This is a genomic window from Bacillus sp. FSL R5-0439 (assembly GCF_038008805.1).
In the GTDB taxonomy this organism is placed as follows: Bacteria; Bacillota; Bacilli; order Bacillales; family Bacillaceae; genus Bacillus; species Bacillus safensis.
In genome coordinates this window covers 2,222,002-2,238,433 of record NZ_JBBOZW010000001.1, presented here as the reverse complement: position 1 = coordinate 2,238,433, position 16,432 = coordinate 2,222,002, and the positions used below count along the sequence as shown (strand labels likewise).

19 protein-coding genes are annotated in these 16,432 nt (G+C 41.2%); 16 read left to right on the top strand and 3 right to left on the bottom strand.

The window, feature by feature from the left end; genetic code table 11:
* Window positions 1–53 precede the first annotated feature (53 nt).
* A complete protein-coding gene (locus NST59_RS11445; RefSeq protein WP_041117993.1) occupies window positions 54–812 on the bottom strand; it encodes a DUF1189 domain-containing protein in 759 nt (252 codons plus the stop codon).
* Between the two features lie 144 nt (window positions 813–956).
* Between NST59_RS11445 and NST59_RS11440 the strand changes: the two genes are divergently transcribed.
* From NST59_RS11440 to pstB (NST59_RS11400), 9 genes are all read left to right on the top strand, one after another.
* On the top strand, window positions 957–1,442 hold the full coding sequence (locus tag NST59_RS11440) for a DUF456 domain-containing protein (protein ID WP_039180001.1): 486 nt from the start codon (window positions 957–959) through the stop codon (window positions 1,440–1,442).
* A gap of 182 nt (window positions 1,443–1,624) precedes the next feature.
* Window positions 1,625–2,233 (top strand): superoxide dismutase SodA, encoded by a 609-nt coding sequence (sodA, locus tag NST59_RS11435; protein ID WP_007501264.1) that lies wholly within the window; start codon window positions 1,625–1,627, stop codon window positions 2,231–2,233.
* Between the two features lie 121 nt (window positions 2,234–2,354).
* Window positions 2,355–3,641 carry an MFS transporter gene (locus NST59_RS11430; protein WP_039179998.1) on the top strand — a complete coding sequence of 429 codons (1,287 nt, stop codon included), beginning with the start codon at window positions 2,355–2,357 and terminating at the stop codon, window positions 3,639–3,641.
* 122 nt (window positions 3,642–3,763) lie between these two features.
* The gene (locus tag NST59_RS11425; RefSeq protein ID WP_039183202.1) at window positions 3,764–5,899 is read left to right on the top strand and encodes a peptidoglycan D,D-transpeptidase FtsI family protein; all 2,136 of its coding nucleotides are present in this window, start codon (window positions 3,764–3,766) and stop codon (window positions 5,897–5,899) included.
* 214 nt (window positions 5,900–6,113) lie between these two features.
* Window positions 6,114–7,031, top strand: a complete 918-nt coding sequence (locus NST59_RS11420) for a phosphate ABC transporter substrate-binding protein (protein ID WP_039179996.1) — start codon at window positions 6,114–6,116, stop codon at window positions 7,029–7,031.
* Between the two features lie 79 nt (window positions 7,032–7,110).
* Entirely contained in the window at window positions 7,111–8,037 is a 927-nt protein-coding gene (gene pstC, locus NST59_RS11415; RefSeq protein ID WP_047202305.1) for a phosphate ABC transporter permease subunit PstC, read from the top strand.
* Complete coding sequence (pstA, locus tag NST59_RS11410; RefSeq protein ID WP_039179988.1) at window positions 8,037–8,921, top strand: phosphate ABC transporter permease PstA; 885 nt, start codon at window positions 8,037–8,039, stop codon at window positions 8,919–8,921. Before pstC ends, pstA begins: the two co-directional genes overlap by 1 nt.
* Before the next feature lie 23 nt (window positions 8,922–8,944).
* Window positions 8,945–9,757, top strand: a complete 813-nt coding sequence (pstB, locus tag NST59_RS11405; RefSeq protein WP_024422992.1) for a phosphate ABC transporter ATP-binding protein PstB — start codon at window positions 8,945–8,947, stop codon at window positions 9,755–9,757.
* A gap of 15 nt (window positions 9,758–9,772) precedes the next feature.
* On the top strand, window positions 9,773–10,555 hold the full coding sequence (gene pstB / locus NST59_RS11400; RefSeq protein WP_039179987.1) for a phosphate ABC transporter ATP-binding protein PstB: 783 nt from the start codon (window positions 9,773–9,775) through the stop codon (window positions 10,553–10,555).
* A gap of 41 nt (window positions 10,556–10,596) precedes the next feature.
* On the opposite strand, the gene NST59_RS11395 is transcribed toward pstB (NST59_RS11400), so the two are convergent.
* Together NST59_RS11395 and NST59_RS11390 are read right to left on the bottom strand one after the other, a co-directional pair.
* On the bottom strand, window positions 10,597–11,097 hold the full coding sequence (locus NST59_RS11395; RefSeq protein WP_064497607.1) for an endolytic transglycosylase MltG: 501 nt from the start codon (window positions 11,095–11,097) through the stop codon (window positions 10,597–10,599).
* Entirely contained in the window at window positions 11,094–11,441 is a 348-nt protein-coding gene (locus NST59_RS11390; RefSeq protein WP_024422989.1) for a hypothetical protein, read from the bottom strand. The genes NST59_RS11395 and NST59_RS11390 overlap by 4 nt, the downstream gene beginning before the upstream one ends.
* A gap of 413 nt (window positions 11,442–11,854) precedes the next feature.
* Between NST59_RS11390 and rpmG the strand changes: the two genes are divergently transcribed.
* From rpmG to NST59_RS11355, 7 genes are all read left to right on the top strand, one after another.
* On the top strand, window positions 11,855–12,004 hold the full coding sequence (gene rpmG, locus NST59_RS11385; protein ID WP_008360061.1) for a 50S ribosomal protein L33: 150 nt from the start codon (window positions 11,855–11,857) through the stop codon (window positions 12,002–12,004).
* 48 nt (window positions 12,005–12,052) lie between these two features.
* Window positions 12,053–12,613, top strand: coding sequence for a 5-formyltetrahydrofolate cyclo-ligase (locus NST59_RS11380; protein ID WP_341040607.1), 561 nt, complete (start codon window positions 12,053–12,055; stop codon window positions 12,611–12,613).
* A 131-nt stretch (window positions 12,614–12,744) separates the two neighbouring features.
* On the top strand, window positions 12,745–13,209 hold the full coding sequence (locus NST59_RS11375) for a hypothetical protein (RefSeq protein WP_047202302.1): 465 nt from the start codon (window positions 12,745–12,747) through the stop codon (window positions 13,207–13,209).
* 85 nt (window positions 13,210–13,294) lie between these two features.
* Complete coding sequence (locus NST59_RS11370) at window positions 13,295–13,468, top strand: hypothetical protein (protein ID WP_162473402.1); 174 nt, start codon at window positions 13,295–13,297, stop codon at window positions 13,466–13,468.
* A gap of 86 nt (window positions 13,469–13,554) precedes the next feature.
* The gene (locus NST59_RS11365; protein ID WP_327841534.1) at window positions 13,555–15,093 is read left to right on the top strand and encodes a rhomboid family intramembrane serine protease; all 1,539 of its coding nucleotides are present in this window, start codon (window positions 13,555–13,557) and stop codon (window positions 15,091–15,093) included.
* Window positions 15,094–15,163: 70 nt separating this feature from the next.
* Window positions 15,164–15,367, top strand: a complete 204-nt coding sequence (locus NST59_RS11360; protein ID WP_047202300.1) for a YqgQ family protein — start codon at window positions 15,164–15,166, stop codon at window positions 15,365–15,367.
* A gap of 13 nt (window positions 15,368–15,380) precedes the next feature.
* Entirely contained in the window at window positions 15,381–16,334 is a 954-nt protein-coding gene (locus tag NST59_RS11355; RefSeq protein ID WP_341040606.1) for an ROK family glucokinase, read from the top strand.
* The last annotated feature ends 98 nt before the right edge of the window (window positions 16,335–16,432 follow it).

The window sequence follows — 16,432 nt, the reverse complement described above, 5'->3', positions numbered from 1 at the left end:
CTCCTCCGAGACGGGGGAGCTTTCATTGTGTAGACAAATCCTTGTTGGATGGATCATTTGCTTTTTTTTGCAGGTATTTCTTTTACAACAAGATATAAAAAGATAAAGTTAATGACCCAATTCAATAAAAATGAGTTTGCAACAGGTGTGTTTAATGCACTCATGATGGCGAAAAAGACCGTGGTTAATGTGAGTGAATAAGCGGAGAGCTTCCAAAGCATTTGGAAAGACAGCTCTTTTTGCTGCATTCGTTTAATAAATGTACCAAGCATTGCAAGGAATGTTGCGCTAATAAACATGAGCGCCGCAGTTGATAAATATAGCAGTACACAGATGACAGGGATAATAATCGCTTGGTTCTGATTTGTGACGCGAGCAAGTTCGTCTTTTGTCAGCGTTCCGCCTAGGAGCTGGTATGGAATATCTGTCATTTGCCCATCAATCGCAATCACTGCTTTTTCCTTTAATAAAGCAATGGCTGTTTGCTTTGATTCAAGTTCACTTGCTTTTATTTTTTCAGCAGGATCAAAGATGATCGTAATGCCGTTTTCTTCTTTTTCTATTGGTGCACTTTGATCCGCTTGAAGCTTTCCTTTTTCAATTGAAAAGTCGGGTAAATCTTTTTTGATCACGTGCTGAAATCCTGACATCGCATTCGAGATCTCCTGGCTCATATGATATCCCTGAGGAACTGCTGCGATAATTGAGAGGATAAAAATGAATAAAATCGCTTTACCGATTCCTGTAAAACGTGCTTTGGCAATATCTTTTGGTGAATAAATTCCTTTTAACAATAGATTAAATACGTTCAATACCTATTCACTTCCTACATTCTTTTCTATTTCTCATATTGTATCAATGTCTATCCATCAAGTACAAGTATGGCCTCATCACTGGTTAAGATAGAAGGAATGAGGCATAATGTATACAGCATATAAAAAGGAGGCGGCAGGGTCTTGGACGTGCTTTATTGGATACTGATTGGCTGTGCATTTATCATTGCGTTTGTTGGACTGGTTTATCCAATTATTCCGAGTGTGGTCTTTATGGTACTCGGATTTATTCTATATGGCTTCTTCTTTAGTTTCGAGCCGCTTACACTGACGTTCTGGCTCATTCAAGCGATGTTTACTGCCGTCTTATTTGCGGCGGATTATGTTTCAAATCTTATAGGGGTCAAGCGCTTTGGCGGCAGCAAGGCAGCTATTTGGGGAAGCACCATTGGGTTATTAGCTGGTCCTTTTGTGATCCCCATTGCAGGAATTATTATTGGTCCATTTCTCGGGAGTGTCATTGCAGAGCTCCTTGTTCATCAAAAAGATTTGAAGACGAGTGTGAAAGTCGGATTAGGCTCATTAATTGGATTTGTATCAGGTGTTTTTGCAAAAGGATTGATTCAAGCGTTGATGCTGGGCATCTTTTTATTTTATGTCCTTCGCTAAGTTGAAAAAGGGTGTTTAAAACTTTATCTAAAGGGCTAAATACAAAATAAACACTGAAATGTTTCAGAACATGAGCAATAACGTTGAAACAAGCTGTTTCTTTTGATACTCTTTGAGTAGGGTGAATTGCTGACTTACAAAGGAAGCATTTCAGTACATACATTTTAAGGAGGAAATTAACCATGGCTTTTAAACTTCCAGAATTACCATATGCTTACGATGCATTAGAACCACATATCGACAAGGAAACAATGACGATTCACCACACAAAACACCACAACACATATGTAACAAACTTAAACAAAGCAATCGAAGGTGTATCAGCTCTTGAAGATCAATCAATTGAAGAGCTAGTGGCTAACTTAAACTCAGTGCCTGAAAACATTCGTACAGCTGTACGTAACAATGGCGGAGGACATGCAAACCACTCATTATTCTGGACGCTTCTTTCACCAAACGGTGGCGGCGCACCAACTGGTGAACTTGCAGATGCAATCGAAAAAGAATTAGGCGGATTTGAAAAATTCAAATCTGATTTCGCTGCAGCAGCTGCAGGACGCTTTGGTTCTGGTTGGGCATGGCTTGTTGTGAACAACGGAAAACTTGAAATCACAAGCACGCCAAACCAAGATTCTCCTTTAACTGAAGGAAAAACGCCAATTCTAGGACTAGACGTTTGGGAGCATGCTTACTACCTAAACTACCAAAACCGTCGTCCTGATTACATTTCAGCATTCTGGAATGTTGTGAACTGGGATGAAGTAGCTCGCCTTTACAGCGAAGCAAAATAATGATTTGATTCTAAAAGACCTGCTTTCAAGAGAAGCAGGTCTTTTTATATTTTCCCTCCTTTTTTTACATATCTGCCTTTTGATGAGACAGACTATTGTGTAGAAAAGGAGAATGAATTGTATGAGCAGATTAAAGAAAATGTTCGGGGACATGGATGTTACAAGAGATTTATTGCTCCTCCTCACGATTGGCGGGTTATACGCACTTGCCATTGCGCTTTCAAATACGTTTGTAAATGTGTACTTATGGAAACAGTCTGGGAAATTCACGGATCTTGCGATTTATAACTTGGCCATTGTGGTGCTTCAGCCCATTACGTTTTTATTCGCTGGCCGGCTCGCTAAAAAAATAGACCGGGCGTTTGTCCTTCGTTTCGGTGTCATCTTTTTAGCCGCTTTTTATTTAATTGTTTTAATGGCAGGAGAACAAGCGGCCGCACGGCTTGTTTTATTGGGAAGTGTCCTTGGGATTGGCTATGGTTTTTACTGGCTTGCTTTTAACGTACTCACCTTTGAGATCACCGAGCCTGAAACAAGAGACTTCTTTAATGGGTTTCTCGGGGTGCTTTCCTCAACTGCCGGCATGATCGGTCCTCTCATTGCGGGGATTGTCATTTCTCAGTTAACGGATGATACAGGCTACACAGTCATTTTCACATTATCGCTTTTTTTGTTTTCACTAGCGGTTGTGATGAGCTTTTTCCTCAAAAGAAGACAGTCAAAAGGCAAATTTATCATCAAACAAATTTGGAAAGAACGCCATGCAGACGAGAACTGGCGTAGGATTACATCAGCACACTTTTTTCAAGGGCTTCGTGAAGGGGTCTTTGTCTTCTTAATCAGTGTCTTCGTGTTTATTGCAACAAACAGTGAGCTTGCTCTCGGGACGTTTGGTTTAGTGAATTCAGGTGTTGCGTTTTTTGCTTATTTCTTCGCTACGCGTTTGATTAAGAAAAAGTGGCGGAAGAAGGCGATTATGCTTGGCGGTCTGATTTTATACGGCGCCCTGTTTTTAATCGTCTTCCACTTGTCCTATGTTTCACTTCTCATGTATGCGGTAGCGATTGCAATAGGATATCCGCTCCTGCTTGTTCCTTATGTATCCTTAACATATGATGTCATCGGCCATGCAAGGTATGCCAGAAAGGCCAGAATTGAATATATTGTGGTCAGAGAGCTATTTTTAAATGCCGGCCGTATTAGTTCGATTATTTTGTTCCTGTTGTCTGTCACCTTACTAGGTGATGAGCTCGGAATCCCAGCATCTCTTGTTGTGCTCGGGGCGGGACATACCCTCATTTATTATTTTGTAAAAGATATTCATTTAAAAGAAAAAACAGCTGATATGAAAGAGGCTGACGGTCAAAAGCCAGTTTCTCACACGAACCTTATTAAGGGAGAAAGGTAAAATTTCTTACCAATGGAACATCAAATTTCTAGATAAATGATAGAAAAACCGCTAAAATGATGATGGCACCTTTTAAACACAAAAAGGGGTGCCATTTCTTTCTTGATAGAAAAGGTGATGTGATGAGAAACAAGAAAAACAAAAAAGACGCGAAGGAAGGGCGCAAAACACTTCCGATCCGGCTGAATTTATTATTTTTAGCTGCGTTTATTATTTTTACCGGTGTTGTCGTTAGACTCGGGTTTGTGCAAATTGTCAATGGAGAAGATTATAAAAAGCAGGCAGAGAAACAAGAGGATGTGAATGTCAGCTCATCTGCTCCGCGCGGAAAAATTTACGACCGAAACTACAATACGATTGTCAGCAATAAAGCGCTAAATGCCATTACATATACGAGAACCTCGACGACTTCACAAGAAGAGCGGCTCAAAGTGGCATCAAAATTAGCGGATATGATTCATGTGAGTACGAAAAAAATCACAGATCGTGACAAAAAAGATTTCTGGATCTTAACGCATCCAAATGAAGCGAAAAAGCTTGTTCAAAAGGAATCAGAATTAAAGGGTGACGATAAGGTCTCTGATGATAAACTATATGAGCTTCAGCTAAAACGCATCACAGACAAGGAATTAAATCAACTGACGAAAAAAGATTTACAAGTGCTTGCCATTAAAAGGCAGATGGATGGAGGCTATGCACTGACGCCTCAATTTATTAAAAATGAAGATGTAAAGCCGAGCGAAATTGCTTACGTCTCTGAGCATTTGGACGAGCTGCCAGGTGTTGATGTAACGACAGACTGGTCACGCAGCTATCCGTATAAAGGACTGCTCCGCAGTATGCTTGGCAGTGTGTCCTCGAGTGATGAAGGTCTTCCGCAGTCACTTCTTGAGCATTATCTATCACTCGGCTACAGCCGAAATGACCGTGTAGGAAAAAGCTATCTTGAATATCAATATGAAGATGTCCTGCAGGGCCAAAAGGAAAAAGAACAGAGTACAACTGATAAACAGGGCAATGTCACAAGCTCTAAAGTGTTAACAGAAGGTAAGAGCGGGAAAGACCTTGTGCTGACAATTGACATTCAGCTGCAAAAAGCGGTTGAAAAAATTATTGAAAAGAACTTGAGAAGTGCGAAACAAAGAGGGGGAACTGAGCTTCTTGATCGCGCATTTGTTGTCATGATGGACCCGAGAAATGGAGAGGTTCTCTCTGTTGCGGGTAAGCAGATTTCAAACAAAAACGGAAAATACAAGTTCGATGACTACTCATTAGGAACGATGACATCCTCATATGCGATGGGATCAGCTGTAAAAGGGGCAACGGTACTGACCGGATATAAAACAGGCGCTATTCATATTGGAAGTACCCAGTATGATGAACCTCTCTATATCGCTCAGTCACCGCCAAAGAAATCCTATCAAAATATGGGACTCATTAATGATTTAACAGCACTAGAGCGTTCATCAAACGTGTATATGTTCAAAACAGCGATCGCTATTGGGAAAAGCGAATATCGTAAGAATCAGCCGCTCCCAATTGATCCGAAAGCATTTGATACGTTCCGCTACAATTTCAGTAAATTTGGCCTTGGCGTCAAAACTGGTATTGACCTGCCAAACGAGGCAACGGGCTACAGAGGAACGTCTACACAATCGGGCCTTTTACTTGACTATGCGATTGGACAGTATGATACGTTTACACCGCTGCAAATGGCGCAATACGTTTCAACCATTGCAAATGGCGGGTATCGTTTACGTCCGCAGCTTGTCAAAGAAGTGAGAGAGCCAGATCCGCAGCGCGGCATTGGAGCTGTGACAGAATCCGTCAAACCGGATGTATTGAATAAGCTAGACATGACAAGTGATCAAATCAAGCGTGTCCAGCAAGGCTTCAAGCTTGTGATGCAGAACCCAAGAGGGACAGCTTATTCAAACTTTGGCAACAAAAAGTATAATCCAGCTGGCAAAACAGGAACCGCTCAATCATTCTATGACGGTCCAATTAAAAGCAAGCGCGGTACACCGACGTATAATACAACTCTTGTAGCATACGCGCCTGCTGATAATCCTGAAGTGGCCATTTCCGTTGTCGTCCCGTGGGTGTATCAAGACTACAACCAGCGCTATCCAATTACAAACGATATTGGGGAACAAGTATTAGACAAGTACTTTGAACTGAAATCAAAACAGGAAAGCAATGATACACAGGCGAAAAACAAAAACAAAATTGAAAATGAAGCAGAAACAAATAACTAGACCTTTCATAGGTAAAAACGCTCACTTTTTGTGGGCGTTTTTTTACGTTTTCTTCAAAAATTCCGATATAAATTGACAAAATTCATAAAAAACGCCGCAATTTCTCTACAAAACTTCGACATTTACAAAACCTTAACATTCCATTTAAACGAAATTAATAAAGAACCTTTAATGTATTACTCGTAGGACAAATTATTCAGGGGGTATTCTTGAAATGAAAAAGAACAAATTATGGCTGCTTACTTTCCTTACTATCGCATTGTTAGCATTCGTCACAGCATGCGGAAACAGCAGCTCAAGCGGGGATTCAAAAGACAGTAAAGGAAATGCTTCAAACAAAGATGAGGCATCAGGTTCCATTACCATCTCAGGATCATCTGCGATGCAGCCTTTAGTTCTTGCGGCAGCAGAAAAATTCATGGATAAACATCCAAAAGCCGATATTCAAGTACAAGCCGGCGGTTCAGGAACAGGACTTTCTCAAGTTTCAGAAGGATCTGTACAAATTGGGAACTCAGATGTATTCGCTGAAGAGAAAGACGGAGTCGACGCAAAAGCTTTAAAAGACCACAAAGTAGCAGTTGTTGGAATGGCCGCAGCTGTAAACCCTGAAGTGGGTGTCAAAGACATCACAAAGGACGAATTGAAAAAAATCTTCACTGGTAAAATCAAAAACTGGAAAGAGCTTGGCGGGAAAGACCAAAAAATCACGCTTGTTAACAGACCTGATTCTTCAGGAACTCGTGCAACATTTGTGAAATATGCACTTGATGGTGCAACACCTGCAGAAGGAATCACAGAAGATTCTTCAAACACAGTGAAAAAACTGATTGCAGAAACACCAGGTGCGATTGGATACCTTGCATTCTCTTATTTAACAGATGACAAAATTACACCGCTTAGCATTGATGGTGTGAAACCAGAAGAAAGCAATGTAGAAAGCGGTAAATATACAATTTGGGCATACGAGCACTCTTATACAAAAGGTGAGCCGGAAGGTCTAGCGAAACAATTCTTAGATTACCTTATGAGTGACGAAGTACAAAAAGAAATCGTTAAAGACCAAGGCTACATCTCAGTCTCTAATATGAAAGTAGAAAGAGACGCAGCAGGCAAACAATCAGATAAGTAAGAGGTCTTGAATTGCTGATGAAGGAAAAGTGGAGCATTTCACTTTTCCTTTTATGACATTCATAGGAGTGTAGAAAAAGATGAAGCAGATAGAACATACAGAAGCGAGCGATCGGCTGATCAGCTCGAAGAAAAATAGGCAAATGGATGAAGTAAGAGGAAGTATTTTGGTGAGATTCTGCGCATTCTTAATGATTGCAGTATCCATCGCCATCACCATCTTCCTTGGCATTAAGGGTTTACAATCTTTCATCGTAAATGGTGTAAGCCCAATTGAGTTCTTAACCAGTATCAATTGGAACCCAACAGCAGAAAACCCGGAGTACGGCGCATTTCCTTTTATCTTTGGATCGATCGCTGTCACGCTTCTATCGGCACTCATTGCAGCGCCGCTAGGCATCGCAGGAGCGATCTTTATGACAGAAATTGCACCTGCATGGGGCCGGAAAATTCTCCAGCCAGTCATTGAATTGCTTGTAGGGATTCCATCCGTTGTTTACGGATTCATAGGTCTTACAGTATTGGTGCCGTTTATCGGACATTTCAAGTCAAGCGGCTCAGGGCATAGCGTGTTAGCAGGAACGATTGTCCTGTCTATTATGATTCTGCCAACCGTTACATCTATTGCAACTGATGCAATGGCTTCCCTTCCAAAAAGCTTACGTGAGGGATCGTATGCACTTGGCGCAACAAGATGGCAAACGATTAGACGTGTGCTTGTACCAGCAGCTCTTCCAACATTAATGACAGCTGTCGTTCTTGGGATGGCGAGAGCATTTGGAGAAGCCCTTGCCGTTCAAATGGTCATTGGAAACACACGTAATTTACCAGAGAGCATTATGGATACAGCTGGTACATTAACAACCATTATTACGTTAAACATGGGTCACACAACGTATGGAAGTGTTGAGAACAATACACTTTGGTCAATGGGGCTTGTCCTTCTAGTTGTATCGTTTATGTTCATACTCATTATCAGATACTTGTCGTCTAGGAGGAAGATTTAATGAATAGCAAAATGACCGATCGTTTTGCCACGATTGTTTTTGGATTATGTGCCGCCATTATTACGGCGATCCTAGTTGGTTTGTTTTCTTATATCATTTTCAACGGGGCAAAAGAATTAAATTTTGACTTTTTGACAACCCGCTCAAGTGCAATTGGCTCTGGCGGCGGCATTAGGGATCAGCTGTTTAACTCGTTTTACATTTTGTTTATTACAATGCTGATCACAGTACCACTTGGTGTCGGCGGCGGAGTGTACATGGCTGAATATGCGCCTCAAAACAAAGTCACTGATTTTATTCGCACATGTATTGAAGTGCTGTCTTCACTTCCTTCCATTGTCATTGGTATGTTTGGTTTACTCATGTTTGTCAATTTAACAGGCTGGGGCTATACAATCATCGGAGGAGCTCTTGCGCTCACGGTGTTTAACCTGCCAGTGATGGTCAGGGTGACAGAAGACGCGCTTCGCTCTGTACCGAAGGATCAAAAGGAAGCATCACTAGCGCTTGGTGTGACGAAATGGCATACAGTGAAGACGGTCCTGATTCCAGGTGCGATTCCTTCTATTATTACCGGTGCGATTTTAGCATCAGGAAGAGTTTTCGGGGAGGCAGCAGCGCTTCTTTTCACAGCAGGTCTCACCACACCGCGTCTAGATTTTACAAACTGGAGTCCATTTTCTGATACGTCACCGCTGAATATTTTTAGACCGGCAGAAACATTGGCCGTTCATATATGGAACGTCAATACACAAGGAATCATTCCAGATGCAGAGGCCATTGCAAATGGTGCATCAGCCGTACTTGTGCTTTCAGTTTTAGTATTCAACTTAGCAGCTAGATGGCTTGGTTCATTTATTCATAAGAAGCTTACGTCAAAATAATGTGAGAAAGGTGTGAAGGGGATATGGTTCAAATGCTAGCAGAAAAAAAAGAGATTGCAGCAAAAAAGGCTCCACTTCAAGCAGAACAGATTTTACAGGTGCAGGATTTAAGCATTTATTATGGGGAAAAAAGAGCGGTCAATCACATTTCATTTGAAATTGAGAAGAACGCAATTACCGCATTAATCGGCCCATCTGGCTGCGGGAAATCAACCTTTTTACGCAGCATTAACCGCATGAACGACTTGATCCCAGGTGCGAGAAGTGAAGGGGCGATCATGTACGAAGGGCTCAATATTTTGGATGACCGCATTAATGTGGTCAATTTAAGAAGAGAAATCGGCATGGTTTTCCAAAAGCCAAACCCATTTCCTAAATCGATCTACAATAACATTACCCATGCATTAAAGTATGCGGGAGAAAAAAGAAAATCAGTGCTTGATGATGCGGTAGAGGAAAGCTTAACAAAAGCGGCGCTTTGGGATGAGGTCAAAGATCGTCTGCACCGCTCAGCTTTGTCATTATCCGGCGGTCAGCAGCAGCGCCTTTGTATTGCACGTACACTTGCGATGAAGCCTAGCGTTCTTTTATTAGATGAACCTGCTTCCGCCCTAGACCCGATCTCAAATGCAAAAATTGAAGAGCTATTATCAGATTTGAAAAATGATTATTCGATCGTCATTGTGACTCACAACATGCAGCAAGCGTTACGTGTATCTGATCATACGGCCTTTTTCCTAAACGGTGATCTAGTAGAATATGATGCCACTGAACGTATCTTTACACGTCCTGCGCAGCAAAAAACAGAAGACTATATCAATGGTCGATTTGGATAAGGCGGGTGGATTTTGATGAATGCAGTAGCAACTGAAACAGCAAAAAAAGAAGTGTTTCGTGTGAATGATATGAACCTTTGGTATGGACAGCATCACGCACTCAAGCATATTGATTTAGACATAAGAGAGCATGAAGTCACAGCAATTATTGGTCCGTCCGGCTGCGGAAAGTCAACGTTTATCAAGACCTTAAATCTCATGGTCAAAACAGTGCCAGGTGTGAAAATCACCGGGGATATGATGTATAACGGTGACAATATTTTAAAAGGCCGCGTCGATCTCGTGGAACTGCGTAAAAACGTTGGGATGGTCTTTCAAAAAGGAAACCCATTCCCTCAATCTATCTTTGATAATGTCGTCTATGGGCCAAGAATTCACGGGGTGAAGAGCAAGCAGCAATTAAAAGAAATCGCTGAAAAAGCGCTTCGTGATGTTGCCCTTTGGGATGAAGTGAAAGATCGCTTAAGTGCGCCTGCATTAGGTCTTTCCGGCGGTCAGCAGCAGCGTCTTTGTATCGCAAGAGCCATTGCTACAAGCCCAGATATCTTATTAATGGATGAACCAACATCAGCGCTTGATCCTGTCTCAACATTAAAGATTGAAGAATTGATTATGAAATTAAAAGAGAAATATACGATTGCCATTGTGACGCATAACATGCAGCAAGCGGCCAGGGTATCAGATAGAACAGCCTTCTTCTTAATGGGGGAGCTTGTTGAGATCAATGATACGAATGTGATGTTCTCTGAGCCAAATGATCAAAGAACAAATGATTATATATCTGGTCGATTTGGATAACAAAAACCCCTGGAGGTCAGCGCCGCCAGGGGGTTTTATTGTTATTTTGTTAAGGCTTTGACGATTTGTTTGAACGTCATCCCTGTTTTTAAATTGAACTTGCCTGCACGAATTTCTTTATGGTAGCCGGCGTCAATCACGTAATCATTAAAATCTTTAGACGAGTTGATGATTCCGTCCTTTTCAAGCATGTCTGAAACATCACTTGTGCTCATCCCGTTTTTAATAACGAATTTGACCGATTTGCCTTTAGGCTTGTCTGATGTTTCTTTATCATTTTTAGAATCGCCGTCTTCATTTGCTTTCAGTGCTTTTTCTTTATAATCAAGAAGCTGCTGATATGTTTCACGGCTGACGGAGACTTCTTTTTTAGAGTCTAAATAGTTTTTCACGTCAGTGTCTGTTACTTTCGCTGCGAGCGTTTCTTTTGTAGTTGTATCAGCCGTCGCTTCATCTTTTCCAGTGAGGAAAAAAACGATTGCCAGAACACCAGTTGCAAGAATCATACCTGCCGCAAACGTTTGGATGCTTTTTTTCGTCATACAAGCACCTTCTCGTTGTCTTTAATGATCATGTTGACTTCATCTACAGATACATGCTCAGCACGCGCAATGGCCTCAGGAGACATGCCATTTTGATGCTTTGAAATGATTTGTCTTGCGATAGATGGATCAATTTCTGAATGTTTGCGGACGACGATATTTGTTTCAAGCAATTCTTCTTCAAGAACCTTCATTTTCTTTTTCAGTTTATAGATTTCTTGCATTGCAGATAGTTGAAGTGTTTCAAGTTCCTGCTCGACTTCTTTAATCGGCTCTCTTTGAAAATATGAGAATGCGATCAGTACGATACTGACAACAAGCAATCCGATAATTGCAATTTCCATGTTTCATCACCTTTTATTCGTATTTTAATGCTGAAAACCATAAAAGGCTTTCATGATTGTTTCAGACAGTTTTCGACCCTTCTTTTTTATACCATAAAAAAGCTAGTTTCAAAAGGAATTGCTGAAAAAATCACCTTTTTTTCATCTTTTTTCTTTTTATATGAAAAACGAGTATGAAAATCTTGCTCGCTGTCAAAATAAAAGAGGGTTTCTCATGTATACAGTACGACAAAGGTTGATGTTTTATAGGGGAGCAGGCCATTTTTCATGAAATGATCGTACGATATAGATCAGAACGCAGACGGATTGCACTGAAATTGAAATTGGTGAAAAAACATTCTAGCATTCCTAAGCTAGAAGTGGTATTATAGTTAGGTCTGAATGTGAATTGATTTTAGTTTGGAGGGAAAAACATGCGCGTAAATATTACTCTAGCTTGCACTGAATGCGGTGAGCGTAACTATATTACTAAAAAGAATAAGCGAAACAATCCAGATCGCGTTGAATTCAAAAAGTATTGCTCACGTGATAAAAAACAAACTTTACATCGTGAAACAAAGTAAGCAGCAGGGAATTTTCCTGCTGTTTTTTTATGATGGGAGATGATCTGTGTGAAAAAAGAGCTTCGCCTTCAAACATTAGCCAAGCTGGATCAGATGAGTGCTGAGGAATTCGAGCGAAGCACCGCTTTACTTCATGAGCATTTGTTTCAGCTGCCAGCATGGAAACAAGCAAATACGATTGCACTCACCATGTCTAGAGGAAAAGAGGTACCGACAATGCCTCTCATTGAAAAAGCATGGCAGGAGGGGAAAACAGTATGTGTACCCACCTGTTTTCCGGAAACAAAAGAGATGACGTTTTATGAATATACACCGGAAACGAAGATGATATCCCGCTACTTTGGGCTATTGGAGCCCGACCCTATGGCGTCGGCCGCTGCATCTAAAGAATCAATCGATTTGATCATTGTGCCTGGGGTGTGCTTTGATCGACAAGGCTACCGTATCGGATATGGGGGCGGCTATTATGACCGCTACTTAGCTGACTATCACGGTGAAACCCTTGCCCTTTGTTTGACTGTACAGCAAACCGAGCAGATTCCGGCTGAAACGCACGACATCCCGGTCTCCATCATGGTCAGTGAGAAAGGTACCATATATCCAAAATAAAGTCCGCTGCTTATACGTATGAACGGGCTTTTTGTGTTGAGCGAAGGTCTTGTGTGTGATCAAAAGTCACATGAACGATAGCGATCAACATTCTTCATTAAAAAGCATTTTAGCTGACGGGGGGATATGTTTTGAAAAAATTTCGTGGAAAGAAAAGATACTTCCGTAATATGTGGGAGGAAGTGAATACTCATCAATTAACGCTCGACCACGATTCGTGGTTCTCTTTTTCGCATACGCACCTTGATTTTTTTGGGGTCGGGGAAAATAGCTTAAAAATAAGAAGAGAACATATTAAAGCTCATATCGCTTTATATCATAGGCTGTTAAAACAGCTTGAAGGCTTTGAAAAGCCATACCAAACTTGGATTTGTATTCACGAGCATGACCCTGGTTTAGACGCTGTATATGTTCATACACCAAATCCATACGACAGTTACTTCCCGCACAAGGTGGAGGGATTAGAGCGGAATTGTAAGCTGCCTCATACTTTCAAGGATTTAATCGACCTTCATCAATTTGACGTTTCTTATGATCAATCAGAGTGCGGAGAGGTTTATTATATTCAATCAAAAGAACAAGGGATTAGATTGTGAAGGCCTGCTTTTAGGTGATAAAAATGTTGGTTCATGCATAAACAAATCCTATTTAAGCCACGATACGAACATAGGAGGGAATATGATGAATAAAATGATTTGGAGCATTGTGTTCACACTGTTTGCATTCGTTCTCGTGCAAAATCGTTATCGGCTCATGAATTTGATTTTAGGCCAAAATCAAGTACGTCACTTTTTGATTAAATGGCTGATGAAAATCCCATATTTTCGGACGAAATTTATTCGCCAAGCATTCTAATCCCGCAAATGCCGGGATTTTTTTGTTTTGAAATGCGGATCAGAACGATTCTTGCTATAATAATGTAAAAAATGGAGCGCGAATGTATGAATGTCATAGATAGTCTATTTTGGCGAGTTGTTGATGAACTAAGACAAAAAGGATACGAGATGATTCAAAGTCCGTACCCAGAAGATGAAATATTTTTTGAAGCACCACGAAACTCAGGCTATGATCTCATCCGTCTATATAGAAAAGATGTGAATTTTAGACAGGAGATTGTTCGAGATATCGAGGAGCAAACATACCGGATCAATCAGCTGAGAGAAGCTATGCGTAAACGATCGCTTCATCTCTTGCAGCTGCAATTTACAACTGATGTTCCAGTAGATGATTGGGAAGACTTAAACGGTCAGCCGCAAAAAGAGAATAAGGTGACAGTTACTCCTGTGTTACTCAATGCAGACACGCTTCAAAACGATATAAACGAACTGCAAAAATGGCTCAATACATCTCTTGCAGTTGATGTAGAAGAAGCGAAGAGAGACACAGCTGAGGATGCAATGAAGCTTAAAAGGAACGTGCTCCAGGCATTTGATGATCAGGAAAAACAGCGTGAACGAGAACGGGCCGTGTTTCAAAATGGCAGACCCATTTTCACCTACTTGCTGATCGCTGTCCAAGTGGTGATGTTTCTTTTACTTGAGCTATCTGGCGGAAGTACCAATACGGCAACTTTAACTGCATTTGGTGCTAAAAATAATGTGCTGATTTTAGAGGGTGAATGGTGGCGCCTGATAACACCAATGTTTTTACATATTGGCTTGACGCACTTACTCTTTAATACTTTTGCTCTTTGGTCAGTTGGAGCGGCTGTTGAGAGAATTTATGGGTCAGGAAGATTTTTGCTCATCTATTTGATTTCTGGCATTTTTGGCTCCATAGCGAGCTTTGTGTTTAATACGGCAATTGCAGCCGGAGCATCAGGCGCGATTTTTGGCTGTTTAGGGGCACTGTTATATTTAGCTATCTCAAACCGAAAGCTTTTCTTTCGGACGATGGGGACAAATATTATTGTTATTATTCTCATTAACCTAGGAATAGGCTTCACTGTATCAGGTATTGATAACGCAGGGCATCTTGGCGGCTTGGTTGGCGGCTTTCTCACGGCATTAGCTGTCCGTCTGCCTAAACAGACGCAGCCTGTCAAAATGCTTCTTGCGACTGCTGTTTTGCTCTTGATTGGCGGTCTTGGATTGTATACAGGATTTCATTCTGATAATCAAAAGGAAGCAGCGGCAACAAGTGAGGCAGCGAGTTTATTTGATGAGAAAAAGTATAGCGAAGCAAGTGAACGACTAGAGGAATACGTACACGAAAAAGATGCATCAGCTGAGGCACTTCATATTTATGCACTATCGGAAGCGCAGCAGGGCCGCCTTGATAAGGCCATTCAATTTTTACAAAAGTCGCTTGAAAAAGATCCAGATGAACCAAATAAACTGTATCATTTATCGTTGTTATTCGTAGAAAAAGGAGAGACAGCGAAAGCAGATGATCTATTAGCGAAAGCATTAAAACAGGATCCTCAAAATGATCAATTTTTAAAGCTGAAACAATATATCGAAAATAGTCAAACACGTTGAATGACTTGACTGAAAGCGCATTTATGAATACGCTTATCCTATCTGTTGATGAAAAGAAATGGTGGAAACAATGAAAACGTTATATGATGTACAGCAGCTGCTTATGAGATTTGGAAATTATGTGTATTTCGGAGATCGTGAAGTAGAATTAGAATTTATGGCAGACGAATTGAAGGAAATGTATACATCGGGCATCATTGACCGCACTGAATGGTCAAACGCAATGACGATTCTTCAAATGGAGCTAGCCAAAATAAATCGAAAAACAATGTGAAGGTGGAGGGCATATGACAGGGGATTGGTTTGTAGGTATTGATCTTGGCGGTACGACAATTAAGCTTGCGTTCATTAATCTATATGGTGAAATTCAGCATAAGTGGGAGATTCCTACGGATAAATCCGGGCAGACGATCACAGTCGATATTGCCAAATCAATTGACCATAAACTGGTTGAGATCAGTATGCCAAAATCAGCACTTATTGGGATCGGAATGGGTGCACCTGGACCTGTAGATAAAGTATCTGGAATCGTCTATAAAACAACGAATTTGGGCTGGACAAACTATCCGTTGAAAGATCACCTAGAGGCAGAGACAGGACTTCCATCTGTCATTGAAAATGATGCGAATATTGCTGCACTCGGTGAAATGTGGAAGGGTGCAGGAGATGGCGCAAAAAATATCCTGATGGTCACACTTGGAACGGGGGTTGGCGGCGGCATCATCGTCAACGGTGAAGTTGTTCAAGGGGAGACAGGAGCTGGCGGAGAAATTGGCCATATTTGTGCCGTTCCATTTCAAGGAGCACCTTGTAACTGCGGAAGAACAGGCTGTATTGAAACGATCGCATCTGCGACTGGCATCGTCCGGATTGCAAAGGATAAATTAGAAACCGAGCAGCATACATCTTCACTTGGCAAGCTCGCTTCGCTATCAGCAAAGAATGTATTTGAAGCGGCAGAAAACGGAGATGATCTTGCAATGCGTGTCGTAGAAGAAGTGACGACACATCTTGGACTTGTCCTTGCGAATCTTGCTAGTGCTTTAAACCCAACGAAAATTGTGATTGGCGGCGGTGTTTCAAAAGCAGGTGAGCTTCTTCGCAGTAAAGTAGAACGCGTTGTGAAACAACATGCGTTCCCGCCTTGCGCAGACGATGTCGAAGTGCTGATAGCATCACTCGGAAACGATGCGGGTGTCATCGGTGGTGCATGGATGGCAAAAACCAAATGGCTGTCTTGAGCAAAAAAGTCATAATGATGTCATTTTTATTAAAAAAAGCGATAGATAGGCATGAAATTGGATGTTTAGCATATTCATAAGTTTGTCATGAGGAAAAA

What these genes read in the sequence shown, in the direction of transcription:
- NST59_RS11425 (WP_039183202.1), top strand. Translation starts at nt 3,764, where the DNA reads ATGAGAAACAAGAAAAACAAAAAAGACGCGAAGGAAGGGCGCAAAACA.
- sodA (WP_007501264.1), top strand. Translation starts at nt 1,625, where the DNA reads ATGGCTTTTAAACTTCCAGAATTACCATATGCTTACGATGCATTAGAA.
- NST59_RS11420 (WP_039179996.1), top strand. Translation starts at nt 6,114, where the DNA reads ATGAAAAAGAACAAATTATGGCTGCTTACTTTCCTTACTATCGCATTG.
- NST59_RS11390 (WP_024422989.1), bottom strand. Translation starts at nt 11,441, where the DNA reads ATGGAAATTGCAATTATCGGATTGCTTGTTGTCAGTATCGTACTGATC.
- pstB (WP_039179987.1), top strand. Translation starts at nt 9,773, where the DNA reads ATGAATGCAGTAGCAACTGAAACAGCAAAAAAAGAAGTGTTTCGTGTG.
- pstA (WP_039179988.1), top strand. Translation starts at nt 8,037, where the DNA reads ATGAATAGCAAAATGACCGATCGTTTTGCCACGATTGTTTTTGGATTA.
- pstB (WP_024422992.1), top strand. Translation starts at nt 8,945, where the DNA reads ATGGTTCAAATGCTAGCAGAAAAAAAAGAGATTGCAGCAAAAAAGGCT.
- rpmG (WP_008360061.1), top strand. Translation starts at nt 11,855, where the DNA reads ATGCGCGTAAATATTACTCTAGCTTGCACTGAATGCGGTGAGCGTAAC.
- NST59_RS11365 (WP_327841534.1), top strand. Translation starts at nt 13,555, where the DNA reads ATGAATGTCATAGATAGTCTATTTTGGCGAGTTGTTGATGAACTAAGA.
- NST59_RS11355 (WP_341040606.1), top strand. Translation starts at nt 15,381, where the DNA reads ATGACAGGGGATTGGTTTGTAGGTATTGATCTTGGCGGTACGACAATT.
- NST59_RS11360 (WP_047202300.1), top strand. Translation starts at nt 15,164, where the DNA reads ATGAAAACGTTATATGATGTACAGCAGCTGCTTATGAGATTTGGAAAT.
- NST59_RS11395 (WP_064497607.1), bottom strand. Translation starts at nt 11,097, where the DNA reads ATGACGAAAAAAAGCATCCAAACGTTTGCGGCAGGTATGATTCTTGCA.
- NST59_RS11430 (WP_039179998.1), top strand. Translation starts at nt 2,355, where the DNA reads ATGAGCAGATTAAAGAAAATGTTCGGGGACATGGATGTTACAAGAGAT.
- NST59_RS11370 (WP_162473402.1), top strand. Translation starts at nt 13,295, where the DNA reads ATGAATAAAATGATTTGGAGCATTGTGTTCACACTGTTTGCATTCGTT.
- pstC (WP_047202305.1), top strand. Translation starts at nt 7,111, where the DNA reads ATGAAGCAGATAGAACATACAGAAGCGAGCGATCGGCTGATCAGCTCG.